The following is a 20,703-nucleotide window of genomic DNA, read 5'->3' as shown; positions in this document are numbered from 1 at the left end:
GAATTGTAGCCTGGGTGTAACGCAGTGAAACCCGGGATCTTCGGACATAAATGCACTTCTTTATCAGGTTACAGCTTCCCCCTTCACCCAGGCAACAACTACAAAGTGCTTAGCTTATCATGCCCCATATGCAGCAACTTGTCCTCCAATCAGCCGAATCTCTGATCTCATTGCTGCAGAAATTCGCTCACCTGGTAATACAATTCCCACCAAATTCAACGGATCTACGGATGAAATGGTTTGTGGCACTTCATTGAGCTCTTCATTGCGCATGGCTCGTAAAGAATCTACGGCATAAGGCAATGCAAATTGCTCTCCTAAAAATCCATCAACAAAACGACCACCACGAACCTCACCCCGTAATTCAAGGCGTCTTAAGAAAATCAATAGTTCGCGCCAGCGTGGAATATTTTTCTCGCGAACGAGTAAATCACGAAATACGACGCCATAACGTTTCAACAACATCCAACATGCAGCCTCTATGCGTTTCTCTTGATCAGTTTGCGCATGGACATGCAATAAAGACCAACGTCCCGTACTCAGTGGAAACAGTGGTCTACGACGATGGCGACTGCTGTATTTACGTTTTGTACTCATCAAGGTACGCACATTATCAAAACTGTCGGCAGTGACCATACCTGCTGCAACCAATTCCCATAAACCATTTTCTACTTCTATTTTCAGATTTCCTGTACCGCGCACGATGTCTGCATAAAATGAAGCGCCATATTTTTGTAAAAACCGGTAAATATTACGTGCAGGATGGCTTAAACTCTCTACCTCTTCGATATTATCAACAAGTGCATGCGGGGGAATCCAATCGGCTTCTTCCCGGACAAAAAACGTAATTGGTGCATTTCGGGTTGGAGACAAACGTCTTATTTTTTTCGTTTCTTCCACAACAGCAACAGAAGGATGAGGCGACACCCGCCCCCACCCCACAAGACCACTCATACACAATTTATCTAACATCAATAGATCATAATCGTGTACCCGTGCTGGGAAAATATCCGACTCCCATGCATTTGCAGCGAGCTCAAAACCTTGGAGTTGCTTGATTACTTCCAACAACCCGCTCTCACCGCGCATCTGATTTCCTGTTGCCACATGCTGCCACCGGAGTAACCAAGCCATAAATTGAGCCCGGGTAACGGGTTTGATTTGTTTACGCAACGACTCTGTAGTATACCGATGTATACGTGCTAATAAACGTCTTTCACACCACTCAACCTCACCGGCATACTCTGCACGAAAATTCCCACGCAATAGATAACCACTCGCTTCCAATTTTAATAAAGCATGTTCAACATCTATAGATGGAAGTTGTAAACAGTGAGTAAGCGTTTTTTGAGTGATTGGGCCAGTATGTGCAAGCCAACCACGAAGAGACTTCAAGATGCCCTCATCTTGTGTGCATGGCTCTTCCTCAATATCAACCATTTCGTTAGCAAATAGTGCCTGAGGAAAAATACAATGAAAAGTTTTCTTTTTTTCAGCAGGCACATAATATTTTTTACCCATAACCGTAGCCAATACAGCTCGGCCTTCCTGCTGCAACTCAATAAAATATTGTTTCCAAATAGGTAGCGTCGCTTGATACTCTGATATGTGCATTGCTTCTGGAAAAACAATCACTGTTTGTAATACATCATGTAGTTCATCGGCAGAGCGTATATCTGGCCAAGCTTGCTCCTGAACTTCGGTAACCGCTTTGGGATCCAGCTTACCGACCTCTTCCAACATCGCTTCAGGAAGTACCCGACGCATTTCTACTGCTCGCGAACGTCGCTCTTCTAAAGGCGCGTCATCTAAAAACGCATAAGGATTGGCATTTAAAATTTCATGAGAAAATACGGAAGGCACTGGAGTATCTACTGCAATACAGGTTATGTTCTTGGATTCAATAGCGTGGATCACTTGCGTTAATCCATCAAGGTCTAAAGCTTCCGTTAGGATATCCTTCATTGTTTCTTCTATAAGTGGATGCTCAGGCAATGCCACATCACGACCGCCTAAATTATCCTGGCATGCCGCTGCATCAGGAAAGACGGCAGCCAATAAGTCATCCGCCAACATGCGTTGAATGTTTGGCGGCGTTTTTTTACCGCCACGAAAACGTAATAATGACAAAGATCGTGAAGCGACTGCCCGAAAACGCACGCCTAATAAAGGGGACTGTAAAACCGCTTGGGTTACAACTTCTTTTAAAGTGTTGGTATGCAAAAAATGAAACACATCCGATAAAGGAAAACTGTGTTGTTCCGCCAAAGATATGTTTAATCCATTATCTGTCGCGGCAGCTTGTAATTCAAAATTAAACGATCGGCAAAATTTCTTACGCAAAGCCAATCCCCAAGCCTTATTAATACGGGCGCCAAAAGGCGCATGGATGATCAGTTGCATGCCACCGCTTTCATCAAAAAAACGCTCCGCAATGACTGTTTTTTGTGTTGGAACAGCACCCAAAATTTGACGCCCCAAACGAACATACTCCAATAATTGTTCTGCAGCGGAATGATCTAAACCACACTGGCTCACCAACCAGTGAATGGCAGCTTTAATTTCAGGGTAATGCTTGGTATCAACAATCTGTGGGCTTTTTTCCGGCAATAATTCACTTATTTTTTCGCGCATCTGCGACACCTGAAGCGATAACTCCATGCTACGTGCCGGAGCTTCACCAAGCCAAAAAGGCACGCTAGGTGGGGCTCCATGTGCATCTTCTACAAGCACTCGCCCGTTTTCAATACGCAGTATTTTCCAGGAGCTCGTACCTAATAGAAAAATGTCACCGCGATTACTCTCTACAGCAAAGTCTTCGTCCAAAGTACCAACCATCGCATTATCCGGCATTGCAATAACGGTAAACAAAGCATTATCAGGAATGGCTCCCCCACTGGTAATTGCAGCAAGGCGACTGCCCCGCCTTGCTTTAATAATATGATTCACTTGGTCTCTATGAATATAAGCGCCATAACGCCCGCGCGCGCCAGAAACTCCTTCAGACAACATAGTAAGCAGTTCATCAAACTGTTCCCATGTTAGGTGGTGATAAGGATAAGCGTTTTTAAAAGTGTGAAAAAGTACCTTCTCATCCCAATCCTGGGTGGCACAAGCAGCAACTATTTGCTGCGCTAAAATATCTAAAGGCTCTTGAGGAATAATCAGCTGGTCCAAATCACCTTGGCGTATTGCGTACACTAAGGCAGCACATTCTAATAATTCATCGCGTGTGGTGGCAAAAATACGTCCTTTAGAAATTGCAGCATGCCAGTGCCCTGCTCTACCAATGCGTTGCAATGCTGTGGCAATGGCACGCGGGGAGCCAATTTGGCACACCAAATCAATGCTGCCAATATCAATTCCCAACTCCAAAGACGCGGTAGCGACCAAGACCTGCAGTTCGCCGTTTTTTAATTTTGTTTCTGCCTCCAGCCTTAGTTTTCGCGATAAACTCCCATGATGTGCCAAAACCTTGTGTTCCCCCAAACGTTGCTCTAAATGATGGGCCACCCGTTCTGCCAATTTTCTCGTGTTCACAAAGACCAAAGTAGAACGATTTTCTTCTGCATAGGCAGCAATTTTTTCATAGAGTTCATCCCACATCTCATTGGAAGCAACAGCGGCTAACTCACTTTCTGGCACTACAACCTGCAGATCTAATTGGCGTGTATGCCCTATATCGACTAATTTCACTTTGGTCTTTTTCGCACCAGTTAAAAAATGTGCTACTTTTTCCAAAGGTTTTTGCGTCGCCGACAATCCAATACGAATAAATGGTTTTATAGTGAGAGCTTCCAAACGCTCAAGAGATAAAAGCAAATGCGTACCACGTTTGTTGTTTGCTAAGGCATGAATTTCATCGACAATCACAGTATGGATGTCCGCTAAATTAAGGCGGCTTTTTTCAGCGGTTAATAAAATATAAAAGGATTCTGGTGTGGTGATTAAAATATGTGGTGGCTGTTTCAGCATTTTCTGGCGCTCACTGGTTGGTGTATCCCCAGTCCTTACGGCCACACGAATTTCTGGTAAATAAATACCACGTTCTTTGGCCAATTTGGTAATTTCCTGCAGCGGCACAAGTAAGTTTTTTTGCACATCATTACTTAGTGCTTTGAGTGGTGAAACATAAAGGACCTCCGTTCGATCCTCTAAACGCCCTGATATCGCTTTACGTACCAAGCCATCCAAACAAGCTAAAAATGCGGCCAAAGTTTTTCCTGAGCCAGTAGGTGAGGAAATCAGCGTATCATTACCCGATAAAATAAATGGCCATCCTTGCTCTTGTGGTTCGGTGGGCTTACCTACTTTCTGTCTAAACCAATCTTGTACGAGCTGATGCGCCCAAGCTAGGCTTTGATACGTTGTTGCATTCATGAAATTAGTAATAAATGGGCAAATTCAATACATAGTATAGGTGATTTTGCTAGGGTATAGCAGTCCCTAATGCTACATCATCCCAAGCTGATTTTAGCCTCTCCCCCACGCAAGCGAGTGTAGCCTTGGCTGCTAAGCCCAGCGTTTGCAGAGTTAATTCTATTGGCGTTGTTACATGCTGGTCTTAGCAGCCCAGCCTACGGTTACTTGAATTAGCAATAGAGAGATAGCACGGATTGTCAACAAACCCTTATTGCTCAGCATCAATAAGAATTTGTTCAATTTCTTTATTTTTAAATACTACATGTCGATGCAACCCTACAGCAATTACTGCTGGCGCTAACTCTTTCATAGCCTTAATTGCTTCTTGTTTTTGCTGTTTGGTACTGTTTGGATGTTCCAAAGTTTCTGTATTCGCTAAAAAAGCAGCAATTGTTCCTTTCCTTACGATTTTGCCGTGAATTGATGCGCTATCCACTCCATCAGACAATATATCTTCAGGACGAATTGAACTATGTGTTGACATGCGTTTCACCTATTGATGACGAGTTTATTAGGTGCTCAAGCTTGGTGCATCAGATATTTTGGATTCATCAGGCTGCTCAGCACCCACCTTTGCCCTTAAGTCCTTCATTAATTGTGTTTGCCGGGTGGCCCATAATGAAGAGGTCGCAAAAATGCCCTTGTACTCAGTAATAATTTTTTCAACACTGTTTTTTGTTTTTTTTACTAGCTCAGGACCCGCTTTAGCTTCATCATTTTTTGCTTGTGCTACTAATTCGAATCCCATATTTAAAGTTTCTTTGGTTCTTTTAAAATGAATACCTTTTTGCACATATTTTTCTAGCATCAAGCACACTCTGGTTATTAAATAGATAAAAAAACATACTGTAGCAGTATTTGTTCATTAATTAAACCTTAGCTCATCTTAATTCACTTCATATTTCATAATAAAACACAGTAGAATCAAAAAGATTTATTTTTCAGATAGCTATCAGGGTATCTCTATTATTCGTTTAAAGGCATAAAATGATTATTATAGTTTGTGGGACTTCATCTTCGGGAAAATCAACTCTTTGTCATGAAATGCAAAGTCGGCTTGGTGATGGCTGGCTCAACTTCAGTACCGATGGATATTTAGGCATGCTAGGCGATAAATTTGGGGGATTGCATCCTGATAATCCACAAGTTTGTATCCCCAATGACGTTTGCTACGCACAACAGTATGCAGATGGAACCTATGAAATCATACCCGGGGCTTTGTGTTCAAAACTTTATTTAACCATACCCAATCTCCTGAAGCTTCTTGCAGAGCAAGACTTCAATATAATTGTTGATTCCTTTATCACAACCATGGATGAATTTAAAAGTTATCAAGAATCGTTGGCGCAATATGGCGTTTTATTTGTATATCTTGATGTTTCTGAGGCAACCATTGCACACAGAGAAGAGGCCAGAGGCGATCGATTAAAAGGTTCGGCACTACATTGGCTAAAACGATTTGATTTCCAAGAACATTGTGATTTGTGTATTAACACTGAAAAAATGAATATACAACAGATTGCAGATGAGGTTTTTCGGGTTATAGAAACCCCTATTACACTGCGCTAACAGAGCTAGGCTATTATAAATTTACACTAATATTACGTTTTTTTTACACACATTGGACTATAAACCTATACCGGCACAATATAAAATCTTCACCAGGTTCAAAGAGGTTTGTAAGAGTTTATGCAAAACTATGAAGAACGAAAGATCCACATTCCAGGTTTTAGCCTTGCCTTAAAAGTTTGGCATCCTGAAAAACCCAATCCTGTTTTGTGTTTGCATGGCAAACTGGATAATGCGGCAAGCTTTGATTTCTTAGCACCATTAATGCCTGACAGACAGCTTGTTGCTGTTGACTATCCAGGCACTGGATTTTCCAGCCATTATCCCGCAGGCGTCATGCCGCATTGGAAAAATGATGCATTATTGATGTTGCATCTAACCAAAGCATTAAAATGGGAACGTTTTGATATCATTGCCCATTCATTAGGCTCATTACTGGCCACAACCATGGCCATTGCCCAACCCCAACGTGTTGGCAAATTAATATTTCTTGATATTTTGGGACCTAAAGTTAATTTTATTGAGCAAGCAATAACAAAAATACAACAAGATGCAGCACGTTATTTATCCTATAACCCACAACAAAGAATTCTATTTACTGACCGCATTGCTGCCATCCATGAGCGAATGAACATTGGTTCTATCAGTTATCAAGCTGCTGAGGCTTTAGTTGCTCGAGGTACCATAAAAAATAAAGAAGGCTGGCATTGGACTTTTGATAAACGTTTGCACTGTGTAGGCTCCACCCTTCCATTTGAAGATGAGTTAAGAGCAATGTTGCAAGCAATTGAGGCCCCAGTGTGCCTCATTCGCGCAAAACAAGGGGTAGCTTATCCTGAGGAGGTTTTTCAAGCGAGAATGCGTGCAATAAAACATTGTACTCTGTATGAGATTGAGGGAGGGCATCATGTGCATATGGATGATCCAGTGCCTTTAGTCAAAATAATTGATTATTTTTTAATCAATTGAATCACTACAAATACACATAGTGTTCTTTTTTTGATTATTGGTATTGTTTTGTGTCCTAGTTGTGCTAAAATTCACATCCCTTGTCAACAACCAAAGAAAGATAGTATTTTTTATAACGAAAGTAAGAGGTGATAACATGGCATTTACAAAATTTTTTCAGTGGGGTGATAAAAAAGTCGACCAACTGAAAGCCGGAGCAAATAGAGTTTTTGCAGACAAACCAAAGATCTACGACACAATCCGCGATTTAAAAGTCGAATTAAAAGCTGAAGCAAAAAACGCCCATTCTGAAGACATCATCAATGCATTAAGACAGCTTGATGCCAGGTTAGATGAAATACAGAAAAAATTTAACGCAAAAACTAGCCAACGCATGAATATGATTCAATACATGATCTGCGTTCGAGACTTTGCCACTGAGTGCCGCTCAGCTCTCTATAGTTATGAGCCCACTTTAATGGCAGCTCCTGGTATTGGCAATAAGCTCAAAGCATACTTCAACCGCTTCCTAGAGGAATATCTTGGAATTGAACCATATTTTGATGTAGAGAAAAGTACGCTTGGTCTAACAGCCGATTTTAGACAGCAATTTAATCAAGCAAAAACTGAGCTCACGCCTCAGGAAGATCCTGAGGATTCATGCATGCCAGGCCTCTTCTAAGATAAGATATTACTTGTAGCCTGGTGCACCCAGGCTACAGGTAAATCACTTCCCTTGTTCAGAAAATCAATTTTTATAATCTTTATTTTTCAATTCTTATCTTAATCTATCAATGCTACTATTATTGAACTAATAAACTCAAAAGGAATTTGTCTTATGTTCGCGGCATCTGCAATAAACACCATTTTGCTCAATCAACCCAGTGCTTAGGAGCGGGCTTATGAGTCGTGTGGTTCCCTTTGTATCCGGATTAATTGTCCTATGGATAGTAGGCTACTTCCTCATTGTTGGCAGCCATGTTCTGATTCCTATTGTAATCGCGATTTTTATTTGGTACCTGCTTAATACCATAAGCAATATCATTCAGCGAATACCCAAATTAGGCCCGCTTCTGCCTAATTGGCTCAGTATGATTGTCGCGTTCACCATAGTTGCGGTGTTTATTTTCGTTTTGATTAATATCATTACGAATAATGTGAATAATGTCATCGCCGCCTCAAGTCGTTATCAAGAAAATTTATTAAAAATTTCTAATGATATCGATAGAAAATTTCATATTGAACTTTTGGCAAGCATTACTAGCATGATAAAAAGCCTGAATTTTCAAACAATTATTGTTAATGTTTATGGAGTATTCACTACTCTGGCAAGTTCAACCGTACTCATCTTATTATATGTAGCGTTTTTGTTCGTTGAGCAGCATTTTTTCTTTAAAAAAATTGATGCCTTGTTTCCCTCATTGGAAGGACGACTTTTGATTAACAACATCATTAACCACATCGTCAATGACACTCAGACTTACCTGGGGTTAAAATCCATTTTGAGTATTTTTACCGCCATTTCCAGCTGGATTATTATGAAGTGGGTTGGCTTAGATTTCGCGGAATTTTGGGCGCTGCTGATTTTCTTCCTCAATTTTATTCCCAATATCGGTGCAATTATTGCTATTGCGTTTCCAGCTACGCTGGCAATTGTACAATTTACCGGGTGGATTCCTTTTACGGAAGTCATCATAGGTTTAGGAGCTGTTCAGTTTATTGTAGGGAATTTGATTGAACCACGTTTCTTAAGCAATTCGTTGAATTTAAGTCCCTTAGTCATCTTAGTGGCCTTAGCAGTTTGGGGCGCAATCTGGGGAATATTAGGCATGTTTCTCTCCGTGCCAATTACCGTGATGATGATGATTATCTTTGCTCATTTCGAACAAACCAGGGCGATTGCGATTCTTTTATCGCGAGATGGGGATATTTTTAAAACGTACGAACTGTTGCCTATGCAAAATTCCCCAGAGCAAGATTGGGTGAAATATTAAGATGTGTCGCCTGGGTGAAGGCGAAGCCATAACCCAGGCGACAATAAATAATTTACTTCCTGGTTTCCCAAAATGCAATGTGAGCACCTGTAGGGTCTTGAATAATTGCAAAAAGCCCCATTTCACCGACTTGAGTCACCCCTTTAACTTCTTGAGCCCCGTTTTGCTTTGCTTTTGCCAAAGTTTCTGCAACATTATTCACCAGAATGTACGCCATCCAATGTGGTGGTATTTCTTTTTGTTGATTTGTAGGGATTTGCCACATACCGCCAACGTCTTTATCGTTCGTTTGTATGAGCGTATAGGTCATCGTTTCGTCAGCAAATATTTCTTTAAATTGCCAGCCTAATACTTTGCTATAAAACTCTTTCGCTTTCTTCACATCCGCAGTAGCTAATTCATTCCAACAAAATTGTCCCATAGAATCTTGTGCCATGATTTATTTCCTTATCTTATTAGAGGTGTTTGAATAATAGCTCATAATTCCCAAAGATGTTAGAACAATGAGCTAAAACACCATATAGTCCCTATCACGCTGCGGAAGCAGCCTTGCTAAGCTCGCCGCAGTATCGTCTTTATTCTCAGTTGCATAGCCCTTTTATTGCTCCTTAAAATCGAGAGTTGAAGGGGGATGCTATCTAAAAATCAGGTTAAATGCCTAATAAAAAATTGAAAAAATATAAAAATTATGATGATTAAAAAAGGAACTAATACAGATAAGTTCCCTCTATTAATGGGCTTTGAGCCGCTGTTCACATTAACATTCATACTGTCTGCATTGGTCGAATCATAAAAAGTATCTTTATCGACAATGATTGCTTGAGGGGGTAATTGTTCTGATTCAGTTTTGGTGCGATTCGTTTTTTTGACGGCGGTACCTATGGCAAGAAACTCAATTAAGCCATTGCCCAATTGATATACATAAGTTTTGACTCCTACTACATCATCCGCCCCTATGGACTGCGCTTCTTCATTGATAATTGCCAATGCATTCTCGCGCGCATTATAAATCAGTCGTGTCAGCTCATTAATTTCCCCGCGCACAAATGCTTTAATTGCCGAAGTAATCCCACCGACTAACCCTAGAGAATAAACTGATGTGCCCAAAAGCAACTTCATAGGTGCATAACCTAAACGAGCCATATTCCACATTTCAATATTAGTCATGTCGCTAGTTACTACATCATTATCTGTATCCGTGATTAACTGTGAATTCTGAGAAGCAGTCCCTATCATAAGCATTTCATTGACACCACCAAAAGGTAGAACAGTAGTCTTAATACCAAGGACAGCATTTGCTTTATATTGTCTCGCATGAGCAATAATACGACTTAATGCTAAGTGTCTGGTTTTATTAAAAATATCAGAGTATTCTTTGATTTCACCACGTGCTAACGTTTTTAAACTACCGATTATCCCCCGACCTAATCCCATGGAATAGGCAACATTGCCAAAAGCAAAACAAATCGGTTTGTACCCTGCATCAAGCTGAGCATATAATTCCTGACCATCTGCTGAAGTCGAAAACTTGTTTTTATCCGCTCCACTGTCTGCATAAATCACCGAACCTATTGATAAAAACTCAATATTTGCTCCATGGACAATTAATTGACTGGTGACACCAGTAATCCCTGTTGCATCTTTGCTTACAGCCTCTTCTAGCATGCGTTTATATGCTGTTTCTCTACCTTCCTCTATAAGCGATGTAATCTGAGTTAACTCACCACCTAATATCGCTTTAAAACCAGACCCCACACTGCCGATGATCCCCAAAGAATGAACACTATTGCCAACAACTATGGTTCCTGGTGAGTAATTTTTAAGCTGTAAACAATATATTTCATTTCCAGATAATCCTGTTGTAACAGCCATAATTTATTCCTTAAAATTATAATTTTTATATTCATAGTCTAGATGGTATTTTTATAATATTTGGAGGCACAAAATAATTTTTATTGCCTATTTAATGGAGTCGATTGGTTTTGAAAAATACATTAATTAAAATTTTTCTTTGCACTCTTGCTTCAATCCCATACGCGGCCATTGCCGATAATGATATTTGCTCTGATTTATTAACCCTTATCAATTCTCCCAGTAATGTAAATAGCCCATGCTCCGTCCCCTTTAAAAAGGCATTTGTTGAATTAAATTACATTAATCAGCAGTTACCCGATCATGCCGGTGCCCAACAAAACTTTCCGAATACAGATCTGCGTATTGGTTTACCATCAAATAATGAATTTTTTGTATTCCCATCCAACTATATTGACCAAAAAAGTATTCCTAAATCAGGTGCTACGGATAATCGCTTTGGCCTAAAACACACCATCAACTACAAAAATAATTGGGTTTTTGCGCTCCAAGGGATTGCTAATACCCCAACTGGAAGTTTTGCTTATGGCACTAATCACTGGGGAGTAACGTTCAATGGAATTGCATATTATGAAATAAATCAGCTCAGTATTACTGCACAGCTTGGTTTGAGCAGACTCAGTGATCCAAGGCTTAGTGGAGGCCATTACTTCAACACGATTAACCCTGATATTTCTTTAGGTTTCTCACCTACTGCAAAGATTTCTCTTTATGTAGAACTATACGGCCAAAGTAAAATTAGCGCGACCCAAGGTTCTGGCTATAATTTTGATGGGGGAATTTCCTTTCTTGTTTTTCCCAATACCATATTAAATCTCAGCGGTGGACAACAGTTACACAATTATTTGGGCAATTTTAAACATTATATTAATGTAGGTATTGCGGTAATAGTGTGATTATTAAAGGCAGTTTACATTTCGCAAGCATAATTAAGCGTAGGCTGGGCTTAACAACCCAGCCCAGCCACGATATGGGAGAACTCGAGATAACAGAGCAGTTTGGCCAGCATAGTGAAATAGAACCTGAGCCTAAGCAAATTGCACAGTGGCTCTTGCAGATTCGTCCGGCTCTAAAAGACGATAAATATCTTCAGATGTATCATTTTTAGCGGTAAGCTGTTTTTGATACATATCGTATAATCGATAGCCCACATAGATACAGGTTAAACCCAGAGCAACTGGCCAAGATGCTACAGCTGCAGTAATGATGAATGCGATACCTCCAACATTAAATGCCAAGCTTTTCCAAAAGTCTTGATAGCTTTTATCACATTTTTCATTGAGTACGCTTAAGAGTTGACGATGATGCTCGTCATCTAAAATCGTACCATTTGTCAATTCTCGGCGTACTGCTATCGCAGATTTTTGGTATTTTTTATACTCTTCTGCAGTATTATACAAGGCATTACCCAGCAAACTAAGCAAGGCAAGTCCAGCCAAAGCCAGTGGCCCCGTGCATAATAAACTGATTGCAAAACTGGTGGCGATTAGATTTGCTGCAACAATGTTGATTGTAAAATAGGTGCATTGAGCCTCCCATTCATCATTTAATACATCAATTTGTCGTTGAATCACCGCATGTTCCAGCGTAGTCGCATCTTTTAACTGACGCTGCAACGTCTGCAAACGATTCTGATATCGATTCGCTTCAAAAAACCATTGAGCTAAAAACAAAAGTGCATCAAAAATCAGAAATGCAATGACGATGACTGAAGAAGCTGATTCAGCAATGTGAAAAACTTTATTATACGTCGTGAGTAACCCTACTACCGCCCAAACTAAATCGCTCGCCATAGTAAATCCACGTTTTTCCATTTCTTGTTTCAGTACTTTCTTTGTTGATAATTCATCGTTTATTGCAGACTCAATAATATGTTTCATCAAAAGAATAAAATGAATAAGAAAACGCAATGCATAGAGGGCAATACCTATATCAGTGATGGCCTCACGTGATTTATCTAAAAAATAAACTCCTTCAACAAAACTGTATTGATTACCAAGCGCTTTATTAACCTCTTTGATTAATTCAGAAATAGCGCTTTTTTGCAGATAAACAATTGCGTAATTTGCAAAACCACGGCTATAAGAGAATTGGGAGCGCACCGTATTGATATTGCCTATATATTTGCGCAGCTTAGAAATACTCTTTAATGAGGACAGACCCGTCCTTATTCCCCCCATTATGAACTCTGGGAAATTATCACTCGATTTTTGCTTTTTCTGAGCAAGATCGATTTTATAAAGGTTTTTCAGTTCTTTGCGCCGTTGTTTTAATTGTTCCAAATCAGAACCAACATAATCCAATTGATAATAGGAAATCAGTAAATCACATAATGAGTATAAACAAAGAACTGCAGCATTCTCTTCATTCCAATGGGTTTTATTCGAGAGAAGCACTTGATATAAAGATGAAAACTCATAATTTAATTGATCTAAACTAAACTCTTCTTCTTTAAAAGAAAAATCAGTTTTTTTAAAGGAATGATTAAAAAAAGTATGTTTTATGAGACTAATTTTTGTTTTTCCCATAAAAAAACTCATTCGGATGAATTGAGATGACTTGTTCCATTGTACTATGAGTATCAAAAACAGATTAAAACAATAGTGTTAAGTTTCTGCAAAAAAACTGTTAAAAATGGAGAAAATGCGCGAAAGCCAAGAGCAGATCAATGATTTAACCTAAAAAAAGCGATTGAGGCATCGCGTGCACTGCAGTTTTCAATTGCTTTTTCTGGATTTAAGAACCGAAACACCCCTTTTTTTTCTAAAAACTAATTGATACACTCATTGCCCAAATATCCACAAGTCCGAGACATAAAGTTGATTCTTGATGCAAATAATTCCTCTGATTTCGATGAAAAAAACTCATCAAAAAAACAGAACGTAGTCATTATCATTCCGACATATAATGAAGCGTCAGTCATTCAAACGACAATAGAGCAAGTTTTTGCATCAGTAGAACAAACAGACCAATATGAAGTACATATTTTAATTTTTGATAGCGCCTCTACAGATAACACACAACAAATCGTTGCTTCATTACAAAATAACCACCCCAACTTACATTTACGTAATGAACCCCAAAAATCGGGGCTTGGCTCTGCTTATTTGCAAGCTATGAATTATGCGTTGACCTCTTTAAATGCCGATATTATTTTTGAATTTGATGCCGATCTGTCCCATCAACCCAAGTATATTCGACCTATCTTGGATATGCTGCAAACCTGTGATTGTGTGTTGGGAAGCCGTTATGTAGATGGCGGTAGTATTCCAAACGATTGGGCATTACATCGCAAATTGTTCTCTGTCTTGGGTAATTATGTTGCACGTGCAGTACTTACTCCTAAGTATAAGGATTTTACTAGCGGTTTTCGTGCTACTCGCCGACAACAGCTTTTAAAAATTCTACCGCATCGATTTCTCACGAATAATTATGCATATAAAATGCAATTGTTGTGGCTTTTGCATAAAAACAAAGCAAAAATTCGTGAATATCCTATTGATTTTATTGATCGAAATGAAGGATACAGCAAGTTGCCCAAAAACAGTATTATCGATTCATTACGAGTCGTTTTTACTTTGCGCTATCATGAAGTCAAACGCTATTTAAAAATGTGCTTTGTTGGCTCCTTGGGTATTGCTGTACAGTTTATAACCTATAATACACTGCGTAAATATTTTCACTTTACCCCTTTTGATGCCTCGCAAATTGCAGTGTGTGCGGCAATCATTAACAATTTCATTCTGAATAATAAAATTACGTTTAGTGACAAAAATAAAACATCTTGGCCTTTAAAAACAAAACGTTTGCTCATTTTCACCATTTATTCAATATTTATAATTAACATGCAAAGTTATTGGCTACGGTTTGGTGTGCTTTGCTTTGGTGGTGGCGCATTGCGAGAAAATATAATCATGGGTACAGGCATAGGTTTAATGTCTCTTTTGAATTACTATGCTTATTCTCGACACATATGGGCCGAAAAACTTGTTCCTAGTAATTAAAAGGTAAAACGGTTCATGATTAAAACACAGTGCTCCCAATACTCAAAGGAAAGGATATACGTCTGATATGCGCAACAGCAAAGTAAGCTCATGGGACTTCTTTAATTGGCAAAGTGTCTATCCTTACCTCATCCTCTATTTTGTGATTTTACTGTTGCTAGCCCCGATTAACATATTATCACTTGATACTTATTATTATTGGGATTGGAGTCGACACCTCGCATTATCCTATTATGACGGCTCCCCCATGATTGCTTATTTTATTAGACTGTCAACTTCATTATTCGGCAATAGCCTCTTCGCGTTGAGTTTTGTGGGCATTATTGTAACCGCATTGACTAGTGCAATTATTTATAAATGCGCCCGATTTTTTTTATCCTATGAAGCAAGCTGTATTGCGATGCTTGTATGGTTGTTTTCTCCGCTTGTCACTCTGGATATTCTGAAACAAACCACCTACGACACACCACTTACTTTATTTTGGGCACTAACCCTCTATTACACTATAAAATTTATCCAAACAAATAAAACAAAAGATCTCTATTGTATAGGGATTAGTGCCGGATTGATGATGCTATCCAAATACACAGGCATCGTTTTAATTCTTGCGCTACTTACTTTTTTAATTTCTACTACCTATCGCTCAATTTTTAAAACAAAACATTTTTATTTTGCAATTCTTCTCGCCATTATTATTTTTAGCCCAGTCATCGTTTGGAATTATCAAAATCACTGGCAATCATTTATTTACCAGTTAACTACCCATAAACTCAACCAAGCAGTCTCCCCTTTTTTTCATGCGCTTAAAACATTTTTTAACTCCTTTGTTCCTGCATTGAATATCATGCTGCTCCCCCCTTTTTTAGTACGCAATAAAGAGTTGGATGAGAAAAAAGCATTAATTGTGAGATTATGTCGTACTGTTTGTTTTACGTTCCTCTGCTTTTACTTATATACCGCAAGCAAAGCAGAGATTAGGGAGTTTTGGCTTACGCCTTATTTAATTAGCAGCGCACTTTTATTAGGCTATTACGTCACAACAACTCATTATCGAAAAATAGCAATAGGCCTGATTGCTTTCTATGCATTCATTAGTCTTTTCGTTTTAATTGATAACACGTCTAAATTTAATTTTATTAAATCAAAGAAACTTGTTTTCTATCATTTAATTCAGAGATTTAATGCTGCATACCCTCAGTTGCCGAACACAATTCTTACTTCAGGTTGGTTTGAGGCTCGTATGCTTTTTTTCCTCCACAATAAACCAACTATTTATACTTTAGGTTGTGGCACTGCAGAAAATCAATATGCTTTATGGGGTAGCGACATTAATAAAAAAATTACCGATAAAACATTAAAAGAAGCATTCTACATTGATCGATATGACCGACTAAGTTGTTTGGAAAAACATTTTGATCAATGTCAAAAAATACCTACTCCTACATACCCTTTTAGGCACAAGGAATATACGCTTCATGTCTATCAGTGTAAAAATTTTTCCTAAAAAGACCATCAAAAACTTTGAACAAGACATACGTTTACGTAAAGAGTGCGATAGACAATCTTTTTTTAATGTATTCATCAAATTATGATACCATCCATGTTATTCGAACTTGATAAGGAATATCGATGCTTAAAGTACTCTTTCTTTTTATTGCCTTGTTATCTTCTGTTTGTTTTGCTGACGAAAAAGAAATTGCGATTACGATGGATGATTTACCTCTAGTTGCCTCAAGAATGAATAATCCAGGAAATAGACAACGCTCCACAGAACGCTTTACGCAAATTGTACAGACATTCCAAAAATATCAAGTTCCAGTTATCGGTTTTGTAATTGCAGGAGCAATAGAGAAAGGGCAATGGGACTTTCTTGAGCAATTTCGTAAGGCAGGCTTTATGCTAGGCAATCACACTTATTCGCATTACGATCTCGACCGAATTAGTGCTGAAAAATACATTGCTGATATTGATCGCGCCGATAAAATTCTTACCCCAATAATGACCACCCCCAAATATTTCCGTTACCCCTATCTAGCAGAAGGCAATAAATCCAAAAAACAAAAAGTGTATGATTATCTTAAAGAACATCATTACACAATTGCCCCAGTAACCATTGATACTAAAGATTTTGACTTTAATGAAATGCTTTATAAAGTCCCGTTTCGCTCACGTGTGAATTATATTCAAAAAATCAAGCCACGCTATCTGGCATATATATGGAAACAAACATTAAGAGCAGAGAGAGAAGGCAAAGGTAAAAAACAAATATTATTAATTCATGCAAACCTGCTCAATAGTTATGTATTAGGCGATATTTTGGAAATGTATCAAAAGAATGGGTATAAATTCATCAGTTTGACGGAGGCTTTGAAAAATCCTGGTTCAACCATCAATTTTTCTCCTTCAATGAAAAAAGATACTTTGGGAGATGAGCTAGAAAACGAGCTTTTAAATCCTCCAAAATCAAAACAAAATTATGTAACACCAGAGTAAATTATTTTGTATCCTGGGTGCAGCGAAGCGAAACCCGGGAAAACTGATTCGGAAATCCCCGGGTTTCGCTTCGCTGCACCCAGGCTACAATGTTATGAAGAGTGATGATTTTTTATAGCTTACAATTTTTTAAACAGGAGGTTATGTTATATGTTAATACTTGCAATCGTTTTATTCCTTGCTGTAGCACTCGGGGGTCTCTTTCTTTTAACAGCAATACTGCAGAACAGGCCTGTTAATCAAGTTGTGAAAACACTCCATGGCGTTTTTGCAGCATTAGGGTTAATCATAATAATCGTTTATATGCTTGCGTTTATGACAGGAGAGGCTTTCATTCTTAAAGTAAGTTTAATCATCTTAATTATTGCTGCATTAGGTGGATTAACCTTAGTTTCTCTGGCTAAAAAAGGCAAACCAGCTCCTAAAGTAGTAGTCCTTATTCATCCAATCATTGCCATTGCCGGACTAATTGCTTTGATAATCTATGTATTACCCTAATTATTCCACTTCAAATCTGTTTTTTAAACGCATACGCAGTGACTGCACCAGTTCCTCTGGTGCTTTATCTGGTGATCCTGAATTAAAAGGTGGCTCAGGATCATACTCCAAACCAAGTTGTAAACTTTGCGCTACGTTTTCATTGGTAAGTTTCGCAGCAAGATAGAGCGCCATATCAATGCCTGCAGACACTCCAGCGGCAGTCATAATTTTTCCATCTTCTACAAATCGTTTGGAAGTGGGTATAGCTCCCCAATGACTCAGCCGATTCATGACAGCCCAATGGGTTGTTGCCTTAACTCCTGATAAAACCCCTGCAGCCCCTAGAATCAAACTCCCAGTACACACTGAAGTAGTCCATAAGGAATGCTCATGAATTTTTTTAATCCATGTGAGAATTTCAGGACAGTCGCGTAAAGCAGTTGCGTTACCTGCTCCCGGAATCAATAAAACATCCGTATGCGCAATATCAGTTAATGCATGCTCTGCAATCAAAGTAAGTCCGGAACAAGTGCGTATCGGTCCATGATTTAAGCCCACTCTTTGCACCACTACTTCTGGCAAACGGCTGAGCACTTCATAAGGACCAATGGCATCCAGAGCAGTCATTCCGTCATAAAATAAAAAAGTAATGTGTAGTGGTTTGGACATCGCGTCTATCCTTTTTTAACAAATTGAGATTTTAATTTCATAGCACCAATCCCTTCAATTTTACAATCAATATCATGATCACCTTCGACCAAGCGAATGTTTTTTACTTTAGTGCCAACTTTTACAACTTGTGACGAGCCCTTTATTTTTAAATCTTTAATGACTGTGACTGTATCTCCATCTTGGAGGATTTGCCCATGCGCATCTTTGATAATACGTTGATCATGTTGTATCTGCTCCCCCAGTTCATCTTTTGCCCACTCATAGGAACATTCTGGACAAATCAATTGATTCCCATCTTCATAAGTATATTCTGAATTACATTTAGGGCATTGAGGTAGTGAGCTCATATTTTTTCCTATTAAAAAAGACATATAGTAACAAAAATGAAGCAGAGATCACTAAATTTAGTGATCTACTTCGATTAGTCTCCTACAGCAGTAATAAGCAAATAGCGTTCTTGAGGTTTGTATCGATGCTCATATAGATAAATCCCCTGCCATGTCCCCAAAGCCAATTCCCCATTTTGTATGGGGATAGTTAAACTGCTTTGCGTTAATATGGTACGGATGTGAGCGGGCATATCATCTTTACCTTCAATGATGTGTTTGAAAAGAGGATCGCCATCTGGAACTAAACGGATTAAAAAATGCTCCAGATCCCTACGAACTTGAGGATCATAATTTTCACAAAGCATCAAAGAAGCACTGGTATGCTTGAGAAATAAATGGCATAAACCCTGTTTTATTGTAGCTTTTGCAAGAAAAGATTTTACTTCAGCAGTAATATCCTGCGATCCTCGACCTTGGGTATGAAAGGTGATAGAAAATTGTTCGATTCTCATAAGAGTAAGAATTTAATTATTAGTATAGTTACTATCGCAAAATTTACGCTATCATTCAAAGCAAATCACTAGGCTCTATTACAGTGCCTATAACCGTAAGGGTTTTATGCCTGGATTTCTCTCCACGCTTTAATATTACTTGCCTTACTGGTACTTTAAAAATCTGCGCAACATACTGCAATAGTGCTTTATTAGCACGACCTTCAATTGGCGGCGTATTTAAGCGGATTTTAAGCTCCCCCTCATGAATGCCGACAATTTCTGTTTTTTTGGCACCTGGCTGAACATATAAATGCAGGATTAAACCTTCCACATCACGTTGATACCACACGGTATAATGATCCCTTCGCTTTTATAAAGAAAATTAAATAATTAAAACACTCCCCCTCTCTCAATATTGATGGAGGGGCTGGGATGCCCCTTCATCCGCCCTAACGGGCACCTTCTCTTCTATGTAGAGAAGGGGAAATGATACTTAATGGTAGTATGGAGCCATTAAGTTAATGGCTCACCTTTGTGAACCTATGCGTCCCGTGCGTGTTATTTCAATGAATTAACTGCTGAAACCCATAGAGCTTCCCACCCTTCCCATAATGGCAAGAGTGCCATCATAAGCCTTATCAAATAAACTCTTTTCAGCCTGCAACTTATCTTGAGTCGCCTCATCCATTTTTTCTTTGGTTTGTTGCATGTCTTGCATGTTACCAAGAAACGACCCAGCATACTTCGCCGCACTCGCGCCATTTTTACCGATTTGCGATTGAAACCATAATTTCGCTTTAGGCGCAGGACTCTCTTTAGTAATGAGACGCACAGGAAGTGTTCCATCACTTAATGCTTGAGACAGGTTATCTCCTGCAGTCGCTAATTGTTCGAGTAACGCATCGTTATCCGTCTTCATTGCATGACGTATTGTAGTATCACGTATAATGTTAAACATTTTTGTGTAATTTTCTTTTTTGCCTTCTGTCGCGCTTTCCACATATTTCTTGGACGTGACGTATGCTAATTTATCTCCATCAAAAATAATGCGTGGATCTTTTGCAAAGATTTCTAGAATATCGGGCCGACCTGTAGATAAAATTGCTCCCATAGTCGTTTGAGTCGCATGAGGACTTTGAGTTTCAAAGCGAAGATCAGGGTGTTGTGCAATAAAGCGAATCAAATCTAATGGTGGAACAAGAGCAAGAACAACGCGGATGAGAAGTGTCCTTCCTTTGTCATTCTCAGCATTCACCAACTCAGGATGGTCCTTAATCAGTGTTTGTACTTTGTCATATTTTTTTTCAGTCACAGCTTGCCATAATGCTACTTCTTGTGGTGACGGCATTTTTTTCTCCCTTTTATGAAAAATTGGCCATATTATACCAAAAAAGAGGCATGATGAGATATAGATAATCAATTGTTA

Annotated in this window: 20 protein-coding genes; 9 read left to right on the top strand and 11 right to left on the bottom strand. The window is 38.9% G+C overall.

Annotated features, from left to right (window positions below; translation table 11 throughout):
- Positions 1–117: 117 nt before the first annotated feature.
- The 3 genes from Lste_RS16565 to Lste_RS16555 form a co-directional block, all read right to left on the bottom strand.
- A complete protein-coding gene (locus Lste_RS16565; RefSeq protein ID WP_058512093.1) occupies positions 118–4,380 on the bottom strand; it encodes a DEAD/DEAH box helicase in 4,263 nt (1,420 codons plus the stop codon).
- Positions 4,381–4,630: 250 nt separating this feature from the next.
- Positions 4,631–4,906, bottom strand: coding sequence for a hypothetical protein (locus Lste_RS16560; protein ID WP_058512092.1), 276 nt, complete (start codon positions 4,904–4,906; stop codon positions 4,631–4,633).
- Positions 4,907–4,933: 27 nt separating this feature from the next.
- Positions 4,934–5,230, bottom strand: coding sequence for a hypothetical protein (locus Lste_RS16555; protein ID WP_058512091.1), 297 nt, complete (start codon positions 5,228–5,230; stop codon positions 4,934–4,936).
- A gap of 179 nt (positions 5,231–5,409) precedes the next feature.
- On the opposite strand from Lste_RS16555, the gene Lste_RS16550 reads away from it, so the two are divergent.
- The 4 genes from Lste_RS16550 (at position 5,410) to Lste_RS16535 (ending at position 8,933) form a co-directional block, all read left to right on the top strand.
- The gene (locus Lste_RS16550) at positions 5,410–5,991 is read left to right on the top strand and encodes a phosphotransferase-like protein (protein WP_058512090.1); all 582 of its coding nucleotides are present in this window, start codon (positions 5,410–5,412) and stop codon (positions 5,989–5,991) included.
- Positions 5,992–6,111: 120 nt separating this feature from the next.
- Complete coding sequence (locus tag Lste_RS16545) at positions 6,112–6,960, top strand: alpha/beta fold hydrolase (RefSeq protein WP_058512089.1); 849 nt, start codon at positions 6,112–6,114, stop codon at positions 6,958–6,960.
- Between the two features lie 136 nt (positions 6,961–7,096).
- Entirely contained in the window at positions 7,097–7,621 is a 525-nt protein-coding gene (locus tag Lste_RS16540; protein ID WP_058512088.1) for a hypothetical protein, read from the top strand.
- A gap of 220 nt (positions 7,622–7,841) precedes the next feature.
- Positions 7,842–8,933: an AI-2E family transporter gene (locus Lste_RS16535; RefSeq protein ID WP_058512087.1), complete on the top strand. Its 1,092-nt coding sequence runs from the start codon at positions 7,842–7,844 to the stop codon at positions 8,931–8,933.
- A 52-nt stretch (positions 8,934–8,985) separates the two neighbouring features.
- Here the strand turns inward: Lste_RS16535 and Lste_RS16530 are convergent, their stop codons facing one another.
- Both Lste_RS16530 and Lste_RS16525 read right to left on the bottom strand, forming a co-directional pair.
- Positions 8,986–9,369, bottom strand: a complete 384-nt coding sequence (locus tag Lste_RS16530; RefSeq protein ID WP_058512086.1) for a VOC family protein — start codon at positions 9,367–9,369, stop codon at positions 8,986–8,988.
- Positions 9,370–9,578: 209 nt separating this feature from the next.
- Positions 9,579–10,805, bottom strand: a complete 1,227-nt coding sequence (locus Lste_RS16525; RefSeq protein WP_058512085.1) for a heavy metal-binding domain-containing protein — start codon at positions 10,803–10,805, stop codon at positions 9,579–9,581.
- 110 nt (positions 10,806–10,915) lie between these two features.
- Between Lste_RS16525 and Lste_RS16520 the strand changes: the two genes are divergently transcribed.
- Positions 10,916–11,701 (top strand): transporter, encoded by a 786-nt coding sequence (locus tag Lste_RS16520; protein WP_237760516.1) that lies wholly within the window; start codon positions 10,916–10,918, stop codon positions 11,699–11,701.
- Between the two features lie 132 nt (positions 11,702–11,833).
- On the opposite strand, the gene Lste_RS16515 is transcribed toward Lste_RS16520, so the two are convergent.
- On the bottom strand, positions 11,834–13,333 hold the full coding sequence (locus Lste_RS16515; RefSeq protein ID WP_058512083.1) for a hypothetical protein: 1,500 nt from the start codon (positions 13,331–13,333) through the stop codon (positions 11,834–11,836).
- Positions 13,334–13,624: 291 nt separating this feature from the next.
- Here Lste_RS16515 and Lste_RS16510 point away from each other — a divergent pair, with 291 nt between their 5' ends.
- From Lste_RS16510 to Lste_RS16495, 4 genes are all read left to right on the top strand, one after another.
- Positions 13,625–14,809, top strand: a complete 1,185-nt coding sequence (locus Lste_RS16510) for a glycosyltransferase family 2 protein (RefSeq protein WP_058512470.1) — start codon at positions 13,625–13,627, stop codon at positions 14,807–14,809.
- Between the two features lie 67 nt (positions 14,810–14,876).
- A complete protein-coding gene (locus Lste_RS16505; RefSeq protein ID WP_058512082.1) occupies positions 14,877–16,313 on the top strand; it encodes a glycosyltransferase family 39 protein in 1,437 nt (478 codons plus the stop codon).
- Positions 16,314–16,438: 125 nt separating this feature from the next.
- Positions 16,439–17,302 (top strand): polysaccharide deacetylase family protein, encoded by an 864-nt coding sequence (locus tag Lste_RS16500; protein ID WP_058512081.1) that lies wholly within the window; start codon positions 16,439–16,441, stop codon positions 17,300–17,302.
- A 150-nt stretch (positions 17,303–17,452) separates the two neighbouring features.
- The gene (locus tag Lste_RS16495; RefSeq protein ID WP_058512080.1) at positions 17,453–17,800 is read left to right on the top strand and encodes a hypothetical protein; all 348 of its coding nucleotides are present in this window, start codon (positions 17,453–17,455) and stop codon (positions 17,798–17,800) included.
- On the opposite strand, the gene Lste_RS16490 is transcribed toward Lste_RS16495, so the two are convergent.
- The 5 genes from Lste_RS16490 to Lste_RS16470 all read right to left on the bottom strand — a co-directional run bounded on the left by Lste_RS16490 (position 17,801) and on the right by Lste_RS16470 (position 20,625).
- Complete coding sequence (locus Lste_RS16490; protein ID WP_058512079.1) at positions 17,801–18,451, bottom strand: DJ-1/PfpI family protein; 651 nt, start codon at positions 18,449–18,451, stop codon at positions 17,801–17,803. It lies immediately after the preceding gene.
- A gap of 5 nt (positions 18,452–18,456) precedes the next feature.
- On the bottom strand, positions 18,457–18,801 hold the full coding sequence (locus Lste_RS16485) for a zinc ribbon domain-containing protein YjdM (protein WP_058512078.1): 345 nt from the start codon (positions 18,799–18,801) through the stop codon (positions 18,457–18,459).
- A gap of 74 nt (positions 18,802–18,875) precedes the next feature.
- Positions 18,876–19,295: a secondary thiamine-phosphate synthase enzyme YjbQ gene (locus Lste_RS16480; protein WP_058512077.1), complete on the bottom strand. Its 420-nt coding sequence runs from the start codon at positions 19,293–19,295 to the stop codon at positions 18,876–18,878.
- A 55-nt stretch (positions 19,296–19,350) separates the two neighbouring features.
- Positions 19,351–19,626 (bottom strand): DUF167 domain-containing protein, encoded by a 276-nt coding sequence (locus tag Lste_RS16475; RefSeq protein WP_058512076.1) that lies wholly within the window; start codon positions 19,624–19,626, stop codon positions 19,351–19,353.
- A gap of 222 nt (positions 19,627–19,848) precedes the next feature.
- A complete protein-coding gene (locus Lste_RS16470) occupies positions 19,849–20,625 on the bottom strand; it encodes a hypothetical protein (protein ID WP_058512075.1) in 777 nt (258 codons plus the stop codon).
- Between the last annotated feature and the right edge of the window lie 78 nt (positions 20,626–20,703).

The organism is Legionella steelei (assembly GCF_001468005.1).
In the GTDB taxonomy this organism is placed as follows: Bacteria; Pseudomonadota; Gammaproteobacteria; order Legionellales; family Legionellaceae; genus Legionella; species Legionella steelei.
This window is presented reverse-complemented; position numbering and strand designations above follow the sequence as displayed.

Bases quoted from the DNA above. Each gene is read 5' to 3' on its own strand.
- Lste_RS16565 (WP_058512093.1), bottom strand. From the start codon at position 4,380: ATGAATGCAACAACGTATCAAAGCCTAGCTTGGGCGCATCAGCTCGTA.
- Lste_RS16560 (WP_058512092.1), bottom strand. From the start codon at position 4,906: ATGTCAACACATAGTTCAATTCGTCCTGAAGATATATTGTCTGATGGA.
- Lste_RS16555 (WP_058512091.1), bottom strand. From the start codon at position 5,230: ATGCTAGAAAAATATGTGCAAAAAGGTATTCATTTTAAAAGAACCAAA.
- Lste_RS16550 (WP_058512090.1), top strand. From the start codon at position 5,410: ATGATTATTATAGTTTGTGGGACTTCATCTTCGGGAAAATCAACTCTT.
- Lste_RS16545 (WP_058512089.1), top strand. From the start codon at position 6,112: ATGCAAAACTATGAAGAACGAAAGATCCACATTCCAGGTTTTAGCCTT.
- Lste_RS16540 (WP_058512088.1), top strand. From the start codon at position 7,097: ATGGCATTTACAAAATTTTTTCAGTGGGGTGATAAAAAAGTCGACCAA.
- Lste_RS16535 (WP_058512087.1), top strand. From the start codon at position 7,842: ATGAGTCGTGTGGTTCCCTTTGTATCCGGATTAATTGTCCTATGGATA.
- Lste_RS16530 (WP_058512086.1), bottom strand. From the start codon at position 9,369: ATGGCACAAGATTCTATGGGACAATTTTGTTGGAATGAATTAGCTACT.
- Lste_RS16525 (WP_058512085.1), bottom strand. From the start codon at position 10,805: ATGGCTGTTACAACAGGATTATCTGGAAATGAAATATATTGTTTACAG.
- Lste_RS16515 (WP_058512083.1), bottom strand. From the start codon at position 13,333: ATGGGAAAAACAAAAATTAGTCTCATAAAACATACTTTTTTTAATCAT.
- Lste_RS16505 (WP_058512082.1), top strand. From the start codon at position 14,877: ATGCGCAACAGCAAAGTAAGCTCATGGGACTTCTTTAATTGGCAAAGT.
- Lste_RS16500 (WP_058512081.1), top strand. From the start codon at position 16,439: ATGCTTAAAGTACTCTTTCTTTTTATTGCCTTGTTATCTTCTGTTTGT.
- Lste_RS16495 (WP_058512080.1), top strand. From the start codon at position 17,453: ATGTTAATACTTGCAATCGTTTTATTCCTTGCTGTAGCACTCGGGGGT.
- Lste_RS16490 (WP_058512079.1), bottom strand. From the start codon at position 18,451: ATGTCCAAACCACTACACATTACTTTTTTATTTTATGACGGAATGACT.
- Lste_RS16485 (WP_058512078.1), bottom strand. From the start codon at position 18,801: ATGAGCTCACTACCTCAATGCCCTAAATGTAATTCAGAATATACTTAT.
- Lste_RS16480 (WP_058512077.1), bottom strand. From the start codon at position 19,295: ATGAGAATCGAACAATTTTCTATCACCTTTCATACCCAAGGTCGAGGA.
- Lste_RS16470 (WP_058512075.1), bottom strand. From the start codon at position 20,625: ATGCCGTCACCACAAGAAGTAGCATTATGGCAAGCTGTGACTGAAAAA.